The organism is Roseomonas acroporae (assembly GCF_023223525.1).
GTDB lineage: Bacteria > Pseudomonadota > Alphaproteobacteria > Acetobacterales > Acetobacteraceae > Roseomonas_E > Roseomonas_E acroporae.
In genome coordinates, this window is the sequence record NZ_JALPRX010000019.1 from 14,936 (window position 1) to 27,551 (window position 12,616).

The 12,616-nt window shown below is 74.1% G+C and carries 10 protein-coding genes, 2 tRNA genes and 1 pseudogene; 1 reads left to right on the forward strand and 12 read right to left on the reverse strand.

The window, feature by feature from the left end:
- Window positions 1-26: 26 nt before the first annotated feature.
- The 4 genes from M0638_RS05475 to M0638_RS05490 form a co-directional block, all read right to left on the reverse strand.
- Window positions 27-2,732 carry a valine--tRNA ligase gene (locus M0638_RS05475; protein WP_248665955.1) on the reverse strand — a complete coding sequence of 902 codons (2,706 nt, stop codon included), beginning with the start codon at window positions 2,730-2,732 and terminating at the stop codon, window positions 27-29.
- Window positions 2,733-2,850: 118 nt separating this feature from the next.
- A complete protein-coding gene (locus M0638_RS05480; RefSeq protein ID WP_248665956.1) occupies window positions 2,851-3,348 on the reverse strand; it encodes a DUF2497 domain-containing protein in 498 nt (165 codons plus the stop codon).
- A 108-nt stretch (window positions 3,349-3,456) separates the two neighbouring features.
- On the reverse strand, window positions 3,457-5,034 hold the full coding sequence (locus tag M0638_RS05485; protein ID WP_248665957.1) for a TolC family outer membrane protein: 1,578 nt from the start codon (window positions 5,032-5,034) through the stop codon (window positions 3,457-3,459).
- Window positions 5,035-5,621: 587 nt separating this feature from the next.
- Window positions 5,622-6,272 carry a protein-L-isoaspartate O-methyltransferase family protein gene (locus M0638_RS05490; protein WP_248665958.1) on the reverse strand — a complete coding sequence of 217 codons (651 nt, stop codon included), beginning with the start codon at window positions 6,270-6,272 and terminating at the stop codon, window positions 5,622-5,624.
- A 129-nt stretch (window positions 6,273-6,401) separates the two neighbouring features.
- On the opposite strand from M0638_RS05490, the gene M0638_RS05495 reads away from it, so the two are divergent.
- Window positions 6,402-6,475: transfer RNA gene (locus tag M0638_RS05495), tRNA-Cys, on the forward strand.
- Between the two features lie 585 nt (window positions 6,476-7,060).
- Here M0638_RS05495 and M0638_RS05500 read toward each other — a convergent pair.
- The 8 genes and pseudogenes from M0638_RS05500 to M0638_RS05535 all read right to left on the reverse strand — a co-directional run bounded on the left by M0638_RS05500 (window position 7,061) and on the right by M0638_RS05535 (window position 12,429).
- Window positions 7,061-7,137: transfer RNA gene (locus tag M0638_RS05500), tRNA-Pro, on the reverse strand.
- A 262-nt stretch (window positions 7,138-7,399) separates the two neighbouring features.
- Window positions 7,400-7,732, reverse strand: a pseudogene (locus M0638_RS05505) (MerR family transcriptional regulator); the annotation flags it as partial.
- Between the two features lie 32 nt (window positions 7,733-7,764).
- A complete protein-coding gene (locus M0638_RS05510; protein ID WP_248665960.1) occupies window positions 7,765-8,088 on the reverse strand; it encodes an integration host factor subunit alpha in 324 nt (107 codons plus the stop codon).
- Between the two features lie 596 nt (window positions 8,089-8,684).
- Window positions 8,685-9,695, reverse strand: coding sequence for a beta-ketoacyl-ACP synthase III (locus tag M0638_RS05515; protein WP_248665961.1), 1,011 nt, complete (start codon window positions 9,693-9,695; stop codon window positions 8,685-8,687).
- Window positions 9,696-9,785: 90 nt separating this feature from the next.
- The gene (gene plsX, locus M0638_RS05520; protein ID WP_248666002.1) at window positions 9,786-10,817 is read right to left on the reverse strand and encodes a phosphate acyltransferase PlsX; all 1,032 of its coding nucleotides are present in this window, start codon (window positions 10,815-10,817) and stop codon (window positions 9,786-9,788) included.
- Between the two features lie 83 nt (window positions 10,818-10,900).
- Complete coding sequence (gene rpmF, locus M0638_RS05525; protein WP_248665962.1) at window positions 10,901-11,101, reverse strand: 50S ribosomal protein L32; 201 nt, start codon at window positions 11,099-11,101, stop codon at window positions 10,901-10,903.
- A gap of 205 nt (window positions 11,102-11,306) precedes the next feature.
- Entirely contained in the window at window positions 11,307-11,810 is a 504-nt protein-coding gene (locus M0638_RS05530) for a YceD family protein (RefSeq protein ID WP_248665963.1), read from the reverse strand.
- Window positions 11,800-12,429, reverse strand: coding sequence for a ubiquinol-cytochrome C chaperone family protein (locus M0638_RS05535; RefSeq protein WP_248665964.1), 630 nt, complete (start codon window positions 12,427-12,429; stop codon window positions 11,800-11,802). Before M0638_RS05535 ends, M0638_RS05530 begins: the two co-directional genes overlap by 11 nt.
- Between the last annotated feature and the right edge of the window lie 187 nt (window positions 12,430-12,616).

A 12,616-nucleotide genomic window follows, 5' to 3' on the forward strand; every position in this document is an offset into this window, starting at 1 on the left:
GGCGGGGAAAGGTGCGGCCGGCCGGCTCAGCCGATGCGCGCGATCGCCGCCGCCAGCCTTTCACCCTCGGCCCGCAGCGCGGCGAGGCGCTCGCGGTTCTCCTCGACCACCTCCGGCTTGGCGCGGGCCACGAAGTCGGCGTTGGCGAGCTTCTGCTCCACCTTGCGCGCCTCGGCCTCGGCCTTGTCGCGCGCCGTGGCGAGGCGCGCGCGCTCGGCGCCGAGGTCGATCACCTCGGCCAGCGGCAGGATCAGCGTCGCCTCGCCCAGCACCGCCTGCGCGACGCCCTTCGGCATCTCGCCTTCCAGCGGCCGGATCTCCGTCACGCGCCCCATGCGGCGGATCGGCTCGATCCAGCGCGCGGCGCGCGCGAGGCTCTCCGGCGCCGCGTCGCGCACCAGCAGCGGCGTGGTGACGGAGGGCGGCACGTTCACCTCGGCGCGCACCGCGCGCAACTCGGCGATCAGCCGCACCACCCAGTCCAGTTCCGCGCGCGCCTCGTCCGCCCCGGCCACGGCGGCGGGCTGCGGCCAGGGCGCGCGGATCAGGTCGCCGTCGCTGCCGTAGCCGAAATGCTCCCACAGCTCGGTGGTGACGAAAGGCATCACCGGGTGCAGCAGCCGCAGGATCGTGCCCAGCACGTGCTGGGCCGCGCCGCGCAGCTCGGCCGCCTCCGGCGAGTCGGGCTGGTTCAGCGCCGGCTTGGCCAGCTCCAGGAACCAGTCGCAGAAGGTGTTCCAGACGAAGCGGTAGGTGGCCGCCGCGTACTCGTCGAAGCGGAACGCCTCCAGCGCGGCGTCCGCCTCGGCCAGCGCGTTGTTGGCGGCATCGAGGATCCAGCGCGACAGCGGCAGGGTCGCCGAGGCCGGGTCCCAGGCCGGATCGGGGCGGATGCCGTTCATCTCGGCGAAGCGCGCCGCGTTCCACAGCTTGGTGCGGAAGGCGCGGTAGCCCTCGATGCGCGCCTTGCCCATCTTCACGTCGCGCCCGGGCCCGGCCAGCGCCGCCAGGGTGAAGCGCACCGCGTCGGCGCCGTACTCGTCCACCAGTTCCAGGGGGTCCATCACGTTCCCCTTGGACTTGGACATCTTCTGGCCCTTCTCGTCGCGGACCAGCCCGTGGATGTAGACGGTGCGGAACGGCACCTCGCCCATGAAGTGCAGGCCCATCATCATCATCCGGGCCACCCAGAAGAAGATGATGTCGAAGCCGGTCACCAGCACGTCGGTCGGGTAGTACTTGGCCAGCGCCGGCGTTTGCGCCGGCCAGCCCAGCGTCGAGAACGGCCAGAGGGCGGAGCTGAACCAGGTGTCGAGCACGTCCTCGTCGCGCTGCAGCTCGACGCGGCGGCCGTAATGCGCCTCGGCGGCGGCGTAGGCCTCGGCCTCGGTGCGCTCGACGAAGGCCTCGCCGTCCGGCCCGTACCAGGCCGGGATCTGGTGCCCCCACCAGAGCTGGCGCGAGACGCACCAGGGCTGGATGTCGCGCATCCAGGCGAAGAAGGTGTTCTCCCACTGCTTCGGCACGAACTGCGTCCGCCCGCTCTCCACCGCCGCGATGGCGGGCTGCGCGAGAGTCGCCGCGTCCGCGTACCACTGCATGGTCAGGCGCGGCTCGATCGGCACGCCGGAGCGGTCGCCATGCGGCACCGCATGGGTGTGCGGCTCGACCTTCTCCAGCAGCTCCAGCCGCTCCAGCTCGGCCACGATGCCCTTGCGCGCGGCGAAGCGGTCCACGCCGTCGAACTCGGCGAGGCGGGCGGGGTCGGCGATGCCCTCCACAAGCTCGGCCTCGGGCGCGATCTCGGCCAGGGTCACCCGCCCCTCGGGGTCGAGCATGGAGGGCATGCCGAGCCCGTGCCGGCGGCCCACCTCGAAGTCGTTGAAGTCGTGCGCCGGGGTGATCTTCACCGCGCCGGTGCCCTTCTCCGGGTCGGAGTAGGAATCCGCCACGATCGGCACGCGCCGCCCGGTGATCGGCAGGATCACGTGCCGGCCGACGAGGTCGCGGTAGCGTTCGTCGTCCGGATGCACGGCGACGCCGGTATCGGCCAGCATGGTCTCGGGGCGGGTCGTCGCCACCGTGATGAAGCGGCCCGGCTCCTCGGCGACGGGGTAGCGTATGTACCAGAGGGACCCCTTCACCTCGCGGCTCTCCACCTCGAGGTCGGAGATCGCGGTCTGGAACACCGGGTCCCAGTTCACGAGGCGCCGGTCGCGGTAGATCAGCCCCTGCCTGGCGAGGGTGACGAACACCTCCCGCACCGCCTCGGACAGCCCCTCGTCCATGGTGAAGCGCTCGCGCTGCCAGTCGAGGCTGGCGCCGAGGCGGCGGAGCTGGCGCGTGATGGTGCCGCCCGACTCCGCCTTCCAGTTCCAGACGTGCTCCAGGAACTTCTCGCGGCCGATGTCGCGCCGCTTCACGCCCTGGGCGCCGAGCAGCCGCTCCACCACCATCTGGGTCGCGATGCCGGCATGGTCGGTGCCGGGCTGCCAGAGCGCGTCGCGCCCCTGCATGCGCCGCCAGCGGATCAGGATGTCCTGCAGCGTGTTGTCGAGCGCGTGCCCGATATGCAGGCTGCCCGTGACGTTGGGCGGCGGGATGACGATGCAGTAGCCCGGCGCGGGGCTTTCCGGGTGGCAGGCGAAATCGCCCGCCTCCTCCCAGCGCGCGTAGAGCCGCGGCTCGGCGGCGGCGTGGTTGAAGCTCTTGTCCAGCTTGGCGTCCGACATGGACGCATCCGTTCCGCGTCGGCGGCGCCCCGTCAAGCCAAAGCCGGCGCAGCCCTGCCCGGCGTGCGGTCAGCCGGTCCCGCCCGCCCGGCCGCCGCGCGCCCGGCCTGCCGCCACGTCAGGCCAGGTTGCGACCGACCAGGCGCTCGATCTCCTGGCGGACCAGCCGCTCCACCAGCGGCGGCAGGTGCTCGTCCAGCCAGGTCTTGAGCAGCGGGCGGATCTCCTCGCGCACCACGTCCTCGATGGAGGGGCCGCCGCGGCTGATGGCCGCGTGCCGCTCCGCCGCCACCGCGCGCACGAGCTGGCCGACGGAGGCCGCCGTCGCCGCCGCCACCGAGGGAGCGACCAGCCGGTCGGCGGCCTCGTTGGGCGGCAGGGCGGAACCAGGGTTCGGTGCACTCACCAGCATGTCCTCGGTCAGGGTGATCGGCTCGGGCTCGGGCTCGGCCACCGGCGGCAGGTCCGGCCGTTCCGGCGGCGCCGCCGGCCCGGCGGCCTGCCGCGGCGTCGGCACGGGAGGCGTCGGCACGGCAGGCGTCGGGGCGGCAGGTCCGGCAGCGGCCGGCTCGTCCTCGTTCAGGATGCGACGGATGGAGGCGAGGATGTCCTCCATGCTGGGATCGCCGGCGCCGGCCTCGGGCGGGGTGTCCCCCTGCCCTTCCTCGCCCCGTGGCCCGGGGCGCGAGGGGAAGCGTGGCCCGCCCGGCGGCGACGCCATGGCTCAGCGCGCCGGACGCGTGGCGCGCGGCGCGGCCGCCGGGGCCGGCACCGTGTTCGCGGCCGGTGTCACCGACGCGGCGGGATCCGGCAGCGGCTCGGAGACCGGCTGCGGGCCGGACCTGGCGTAGTCGCCGAGCCCGGCCCAGCGGTTGCGGACCTCGCGATAGTACGACTCCATGTCGTAGAGCTGCACCGGCAGGGCGAGGTCGCGCGCGGTGAGCCGGCCCACCGAGGCGGCCAGCGCGTAGGACGCCGTGATCAGATTGGTCAGGCTGTTCACGAGGCCGATGCGGTTGTTCAGCACCTCCTGCTCGGCGTTCAGCACGTCGAGCGTGGTGCGGCTGCCGACGATCGCCTCGCGCTGCACGCCGTCCAGCGCGATCTCGGCGGCGCGGATCGCCGCACGCTGCGATTCCACCGTGGCGCGGGCGGCGAAGAGGGTTTCCCAGGCCTGGGTCGCCTGCGAGGTGGAGAGGCGCCGCTGGTCCTCCACCACGGAGCGCGCCTGCTGCGCCTGCTGGCGCGCCTGGCGCACCTGCGAGTACTCGATGCCGCCCTGGTAGAGCGGCACCGAGGCGGTGATGGTGACGGCGTTGGCGGTGACGCGGGTGTGCGGCCCGACGGCGTTGTCGTTGCGCGCCGCCTGCCCCTGGAGGCTGACCTGCGGCAGGAGCTGCGAGAACTGCACGTCGATCAGGTCGCGCGCCGCCGATTCGTCGAACAGCGCCGCCACCACGTTGGGGTTGTTGACGGCGGCGAGCTGCCCGGCCTCCACGGCGGTGCGTACCGCCGGCGTCAGCGGCTGCGGCGCGGTGAGGCGGCCGGGCGGGCGGCCCACCAGGCGCTGGAAGGTGGCGCGGGCCGTCTGGAGCTGGCCCTCGGACTGCTGCCGGGTGGCACGCGCGGCGGCGAGGCGCGACTCGTTCTGCGCCACGTCGGTGCGGGTGATCTCGCCGACGCGGAAGCGTTCGTTGGTCGCTTCGAGCTGGCGGTTCAGCACCTGCACGTTGTTGGTGTTGATCCGCAGCACCTCCTGCTGCTGGATTACCCCCACATAGGCGTTCACGGAATCGCCGAGCACCTGCTGCTCGGTCGCCAGCAGCCGCGCGCGCTGGGCGAGCACCTGGTTCTCGGCGCGCCGCGTCGAGGAGGTGGTGCGGCCGCCGCGGTAGAGCGGCTGCGTGATGGTCGCGGCCACGCTCGCGGTCTGGCGGTTGATGTCGGAGGTGACGGGGCGGGTGCCCAGCGGCACCGTGGGGAACACCGTCAGCCCGTTGGGCAGCTCGTAGCTGTTGCCCGCCTGCGGCACCACGCCGTTCAGCGCCGCCAGGGAGCGGGCGTTGCCGTCGGAGTAGCCCGCGCTGCCCTGCAGCACCACGGTGGGGCGCCAGCCGGCCAGGGCCTGGGGCACGTTCTCGTCCACCACGCGGAGCTGGGCCCGCGCGGTCAGCAGGGTCGGGTTGTTGGAATAGGTGAGGGCCAGCGCCTCCTGCAGGGTCTGGGCCTGCGTGCCCGCGAGCGGGACGGCGGCAAGGGCGAGCGCCGCCACGAATGCTGCGGGCGGCCTGGTACGCGACATGGCGGCTAGTCCTCTCCGCGAGCGAGTTCCATGAGCAGGCAGCCTACACCGGTAAAATGACCGCGTGCCAGCGGTGCGGACCCGTCGGAGCCTGCCGGCCCGGTCGGCGGCGCACGCGGGAAGCGTTCGACTCGGCCGCCGCGGCCCCAGCAGACCGGAGCGCGGCCGCCCCGCGCAAGTGAGCGGGAGACACAGTGGAGGCACAATCGGCCTCGCCTCGCGCCGCCCCAGCCGCCGGCAGCACGCCCGCCGGGACCCCGGCGCGCCGTCGGTTCCTGCCGCGATCGGCACATGCCGCGGTTGGTCCGTGCCGCCGGGGAGCCGCCGGGGGCCGGCTCCGGACCCGACTCACGCCGTCCGGCACCGCCGCCCCCGGGCGGCACGCGCCGGCACTTTCTCGATTCGGGGCGCACGCGCCCGGCGACCGGGAAGATGCGCGGGAGCGGCACCCGGAGCGGCTTCCGTCCGCCCCGGTCAGGCTGACTGGAGCATTTTCAAGCCGGGTGTGCTCACCCAGCGACCCGGAAAATTTGGAAAACCAAAAGGTTGGATCCGTTCCGGCCTGATACGGTCAGGCCGGAACGGCTCTAGAAGACGAAGCCGCATGCCGGCTGGAAGGCGGGCAGCGGCGCGGTGGCGCAGTCGAAGACCGGCGCCAGCGAGAAGCTGCCGCCGATGCGCTGCCCGAGCACCGCCCGATCCATCCGGCCCGCGGTGGAGAGCGCCGTGACCAGGCGGCCGCCCTCGGCGAGCTGCCCGACGATGGCCTCCGGGACCTGCGGCACCTCGCCCTCGATCAGGATGCCGTCGTACGGCGCGCCGCCGGCATGGCCTTCCGGCAGCCGGCCCTGCACGAACCGCACCGCGAGGCCGGACTTCGCGACGGCGGCGCGGGCGATCGCGAGCAGCGCCTCGTCCTCCTCCAACGCCGTCACCGTGGCACCGAGGCGCGCCGCCACCGCCGCGCCGTAGCCGGTGCCCGCCCCGACGACGAGGACCCGGTCGCCGGTGCGCAGGGCGAGGAGCTGCACCATCCGGGCGAGGACCATGGGCTCCATCAGCACCCGCCCGCCGCCGAGCGGCACGTCCTCGTCCACGTAGGCGCGGGCGCGCAGCGGGGCGGGCAGGAATTCCTCGCGCGGCAGCTCCAGCATGGCGGCCAGGATCCGGGGGTCCGACACCTTGTTGGGGCGGACCTGCCCGTCCACCATGTAACGCCGCGCATCCGCGTAATTCATGCTGATCCGACCCCGATCTGTTGCGCCGCTTATAGGGCGCGGCGGCGGCGGCCGCAAAGCCGGGCCGTCCGCCCCGCATCGGCGGTCTTGACGCCGACCGCCCCGGCCATGCTAGACGGGCGCGCCGCCGGCCCGATGGCAGAGTGGTGATGCAGCGGACTGCAAATCCGCGTATGTGGGTTCGATTCCCGCTCGGGCCTCCACGCGGCCTCCAGGGCCGCTTTCCCCGGCCTGCCGCGATCCTCTTCCGCGCGGCGCCTCGCCGGCACCGGCATCCTCCCGGCGGGCCCGGGCTCGGGATGACCGCAGCACCTCGATCCCGCCCCGCGCCTCGCTGACGAACACCTCCCGGATCGGGTCCAGTCCCGACGCCCGTACCACCGTCAGGAGGCCCAGCCCCACCGGCGCCCCACTGGCACCAGGGCCACCGCGACCGGCTCCGGATTGCGCCGGGCCTCCGCGCCGCGGTCGATGCGGCGACGAGGACGACCCGCCGCCCGCGCGTATCGCGTCCCGCGACGCGCGCAGAATGTGTCCGCGGGATGCGCGGCCTGCCACCGCCCGGATACCGCGCCATCGCGGGCGCGGGCCAGGCGGCATGTCAGCGTCACGAAACGACGGTGGGACGGTTCCGCGCAGGGCAATCGCCACGGGGCGCGAGGGGTCGCGGCGGCCCGATGCGCCGCCAGCCCCTGCACCGGCGTCCGATCCGGCGGTCCGGAAAGGACCCGGCCAGCCTTCGGCCGTGGTCCGTAAGGGTGGCGGGGCGGGTCTCGGCCGTCAGGCCTTGGTCGGGCAGGCGGGATTCGAACCCACGACCCCCAGTCCCCCAGACTGATGCGCTACCAGGCTGCGCTACTGCCCGACGGGCCGCTGCTTAGAGAGGTCGACGGTCGAGGTCAACCGGTCGGGAACGGCCGGAAGCCGATTTCGGGTACTTCCGGCGGATTGCGGACGGGAGTTGACCGCGCCTGGCCAAGGCCGCCCCGCGGCGACCCGCTTCAGGAATCCCCCGACAGCGCCCGGAGCTCGCGGCTCAGCATCTCGAGCTCCTCCAGGATCTCCCGCAGCGACTCCAGGCCGTCGCCGCCCGCCTCGGCCAGCGGCAGGTCGAGGTCGTGCTCGTCGGGCTCGCCGCCCTCCTCCGCGCCGCCCTCCCGCAGCAGGCGCTGCACGCCCTTGATCGTGTAGCCCTGGGTGTAGAGGAGGTCGCTGATCCGCCGCAGCAGCGCGATGTCGTCGGGCCGGTAGTAGCGCCTGCCGCCGCCGCGCTTGAGCGGCTTGAGCTGCGGGAATTTCGTCTCCCAGAACCGCAGCACGTGTTGCGGGATGCGCAGATCCTCGGCGACCTCGCTGATGGTGCGGAACGCCGTGGCCGCCTTGCGGACGCGGCCGCGGCCGGGCTCGGAGACGCCGGCCGGTTCCTCGTCGGAGTAGCTCTCCCTCAGGTCAGACTCCATGCGCAGCCGGCCCGCACCATGCCCTTGCCACCTCAGCCATCGGCGCCCTCATCGGCATGCCGGCTCACCGGCAGGCCGTTGATGCGCGCCTTGAGAACCTGCGACGGCCGGAAGGAGAGCACCTTGCGCGGCAGGATCGGCACCTCGACCCCCGTCTTGGGGTTGCGCCCGACCCGCTGCCCCTTCTGCCGGATGGCGAAGGTGCCGAAGGCCGAGATCTTCACCGGCTCGCCCGTCTCCAGCGCCGCCGACATGCGCTCCAGCACCGTTTCGAGCAGGGCCGTGGACTCGTTCCGCGACAACCCGACCTGGGCATAGATCGCCTCGGCGAGATGCGCCCGGGTGATCGTGTTCATGATGCAGCGACACCCCGCAACCCGTTCACGGGGAAACACAACCGGCTTTCGCCGGGAGCCGTCAACGGCACAGGCTCCGGCACGGCCGATCCGGCTCCGAAATCGCCCGTCCTGTGGCAAAAAAGTCATGCTGTGGCACAGGAGCCGCAACAAGCTGGAAGGGTCCGACGCCGAAACGGGCAACCCGGCCGTGCCGGAGCGCCGCCCGGAGCGCCGCGACGGATCCTGGCCCCGGAAGGTCCGCGCGTCGCGCCCCGGCTCGGGAATCGGGCCGGGTCGAGCGCGACGGCCGCGCGCGATGCCGGGGAAGCACGCCGGTCCGCATCCGCGCGGGCGCGACGAGAAGGGCGGCGACGCCGCGCCTGATTCGTCGCGAATCGAATCGATCGGGAAAGCGGCCGCGGCCGGCCGGAGACGGCTGGCCGTGCCGTGGAAGCGGCCCGCCCCGGCGGCCAGGGCGGCCGGGGCGTCCGGCGAGCCGGCAGGGGCTGTTCCGTCGGCGGCAGGGGCCGGTACCCGGCCCTACCGGCCCTTGCCCTACCGGCCCTTGGAGGGCCGGGACGCGCCCGCCGCGGCCAGCGTGTCCCGGCGGCGGCTCAGAAGCGGACCAGCGCCGCGCCCCAGGTCAGCCCGCCGCCGATGCCCTCCAGCACGACGAGATCGCCCGGCGCGATCCGCCCCTCGCCCCGCTCCATGCCGGCGGCCGCCTCGGCCAGCGCCAGCGGGATCGAGGCGGCGGAGGTGTTGGCGTGCCGGTCCACCGTCACCACCACGCGCTCGGGCGGCAGCTTCAGCTTGCGGCCCATCGCCTCGATGATGCGCAGGTTGGCCTGGTGCGGCACCAGCCAGCGCACATCCTCGTGGCGCAGCCCGTTGGCGGCCAGCGCCTCGTCCACCACCGAGGCGAGCTTGCTGACGGCGTGGCGGAACACCTCCTTGCCCGCCATGCGCAGCTTCCCGGCCTCGCCGTTCGAGCCGGCGCCGCCATCCACCAGCAGGATGTCGCCGTGGCGGCCATCCGAGTGCAGGTGGGTGGAGATGATGCCGCGGTCGCTCGGCAGCCCGTCGCCCGTGCCGGCGCGCAGCAGCACGGCGCCGGCGCCGTCGCCGAACAGCACGCAGGTGCCGCGGTCGGTCCAGTCCATGATGCGCGAGAACACCTCGGTGCCGATCACCAGGGCCGAGCGCGCCTGCCCGGTGCGGATCAGCGAGTCGGCGATGCCGAGCGCGTAGACGAAGCCGGTGCAGGCCGCCGCCACGTCGAAGCCGAAGCCGCGCGTGATGCCGAGGTGCTGCTGGACGCGCACCGCCGTCGCGGGGAAGGCGGAATCCGGCGTCGAGGTCGCGACCACGACGAGGTCCACCTCGTCGGCCGAGGCCCCCGCCTGCTTCAGCGCCGCGCGCGCCGCCTCGGCGCCCATCTGCGAGGCCGTCTCGCCGGGGGCGGCGATGTGGCGCTGCCGGATGCCGGTACGCTCCACGATCCAGGCGTCGGAGGTGTCGAGCCCGTAGGCCGCGGCGAGCGCGTCGTTGTCCAGCACGCGCTCGGGCAGGTAGCCGCCGCAGCCGGCGATGATGGCGCGAACCGGCGCGCGCGAGGAGGTCATGTGCGCTGTGCCTCTGCCCCAGCTCATTGTTTCCGGGGAGGATTCACGCCTCCGGGCGATCCGCCCGCCGGCGATCCGCCCCGGGCCCTGTCAGCGCGCGGCGGCGAGCCGGGCCGGGCTCGCCCCGGGGCTGCCGCTGTCGGTCGAGATCCGGGCCAGACCTTCGCGGATGCGCTCGTTGAAGCCGTGGTTCACCATGTCCATGGCGACGTCCATGGCATGCGCGAAGCCGATGCCGTCGGTGCCGCCATGGCTCTTCACCACCACGCCGTTCAGCCCGATCAGCACGGCGCCGTTGTAGCGGCGCGGATCCATCCACTCGCGCAGCCGGTCCAGCGCCGGCCGCGCCAGCAGGTAGCCGAGCCGCGCCGCGATGGAGGAGGTGAAGACCTGGCGCAGCATGCCGCCGACCAGCTTCAGCGCCCCCTCGCCCGTCTTGAGCGCCACGTTGCCGGTGAAGCCGTCCGTCACCACCACGTCCACCGTGCCGGAGGTGAGGTCGAAGCCCTCGACGAAGCCGTGGAAATTGAGGCCGACATGGCCGTCGCGCAGGATCTCGGCGGCCTGCCGGACGCGCTCGTCGCCCTTCAGCTCCTCCGAGCCCACGTTGAGCAGGCCGATGCTGGGCGAGGGCAGGCCGAGCACGGCGCGGGCGAACTGGTCGCCCATCACCGCGAATTCCACCAGGTTGCGCGCGTCGCACTGCACGTTGGCGCCGAGGTCCAGCATGACCACGTCGCCGCGCGAGGAGGGGCCGAGCCCGGCCAGGGCCGGCCGGTCCACGCCCGGCAGCATCTTCAGCACGATCTTGGCGAGCGCCATCAGCGCGCCGGTGTTGCCGGCCGAGACCACGCCCGCCGCCTCCCCGACCGCCACCGCGTCGATGGCGAGGCGCATGGAGCTGTTGCGGCCCTGGCGCAGCGCCGCGGTCGGCTTCATGTCGCCGGAGATGACGTCGGGCGCGTGGCGCAGCGTGCAGGCCTGCCGCGCGCGCTTGCGCCGCTCCAGCGCCGGGCCGACCCGCGCCTCGTCGCCGACCAGCAGGAAGCGGGCCTGCGGGTGGCGCTCGGCAGCGAGCTCGACCCCGTCCAGCACCGCGTCGGGCGCATGGTCGCCGCCCATGGCGTCGATCGCCAGCGCGTAGGTCTCGGACAACGCTGCTGCTCCCACCGTTACCGCCCCGGGCGCGACGCGATGCGACGGACTCAGGTGCGGACGGCGCCCTTCACGGCATCCGCCGCCACCACCTCACGGCCGTCGTAGTGGCCGCAGGAGGAGCAGACATGGTGCGGGCGCTTCAGCTCGCCGCAATTGCTGCACTCGGCGAAGGACGGGCGGGACAGGGCCTCATGGCTCCGACGCATGCCGGCGCGCGACGGAGAAACCTTCTTCTTCGGAACGGCCATGGTGCCGAGCCTTTCGTATCAGATACAGGAAGTGCGTTGGAAGGCGCGCGCTGTAGCACCGCCCCCCCCGGGGCGCAAGCAGCGGCAGCGCGTGGCAGGGTCGCGGCCCCTTCCCCGCCGCCGTTGCGCGGGGGGCGCACGGCACAGGGGGGGGACCCGCGGCACGACCGCGCCGCCGGGCGTGTCCGCCCGCCAGCGATCCGCTTTACTGCGGGCGCAGCCGGCGCAGCGCGGCGAAGGGGCTGCCGGCCGCCGCCTCCGGCAGGTCGGGCAGCTCGGCGCCCGGGGCGCGCGGATAGGGATCGAGCGCCAGGGCCACCTGCTCCGCCACCGCCTCGCCGAGGTCGAGGACATCGCCGGCATAGGGGATCAGGTCCGGCCCGTCCGGATCCTCCTCCGGCATCTCCGCCTCGGGCACGAAGCGGAGCGAGACCGGCTCGTCGATCCGCTGCGGCACCGGCTCCAGCGTCACCACGCAGCTCTGCACGACGTCGGCCCGCAGGTGCCCCTCGGCCGACACCGTGCCGCCCGTCTCCTGGCGCAGGCGCAGCGTGGCCTCCACCGATTCCACCGCCGGCAGGCCGAAGCGGCGGGCCAGGGCGGCGCATTCCCCGGCGGTCGCCCGCACCGCCTCGTCGCGGCCGCCGGGCGGGATGGTCCCCAGCCGGACCGGGCGCGACAGCTCGGGGCGCGGCGTTTCATGCGGCATGCGGCGAGGCCTCCCCCGGACGGCCGGTTCCGCCGGCGGCGGTCTCCACGGCGGCGGTCTCCAAGGCAGCCGGCGCCAGCAGCGCCGAGGCCGGGACGAAGGCGGCCTCGCCGGCCAGCAGCGACTCCAGCCCCTGCCCGTCCAGCGCCGCGCCCTGCGCGAAGGCTGCCCCGGCCAGGAGCGCGCCGGCCCCCGGCGGCGGCTCGCCGCGCCAGACGTTGCGCGCCAGCGCCAGCGCCAGCGAATCGCGGTCCCCGGCATCCAGCGCCGATTCGTAGGCGCGGGCGCGGCCGTGGAACGCCTCCCACATCTGCCGCACCCGCCTGCCGACCGAAAGGTCCCCGACCCCGAGCTCGCGCAGCGTCACGTCCATGTCGGCGAAGAAGGCGTCGAAGACCGCCTGCGCCAGCGCGACTCCGCGCGGGTCGGCATCCCGCCGCAGCCGGCGGATCAGCAGCGCGACGTGCAGGCCCACCAGGTCGAACCGGCCATCGAGCGTGTCCGGCACGCCGAGCCGGGCGAAGAGGACGGGATCGCGTGCCGCCGCCACGGCGGCGCCGTAGAGATGGAAGGCGGGCCGCTCGTGCGGCCGGCGGCGCAGCAGGGCGAACAGGCCCATGGTTCCCGACGGTCTCCCCAAACCCGACCCGGCCAAACCCGACCCGGCCAAACCCGACCCGGCCAAACCCGGCCCGGTCAAACCCGGCCCGGCGCCCCGCGGCCGATCGCCCGCTCCCGCCACCCCGGGCCGGGGCGGCGCGGGCAGCCGCCGGCACCGGTTGACCGCTCCGCGGGGTGGTGGCATT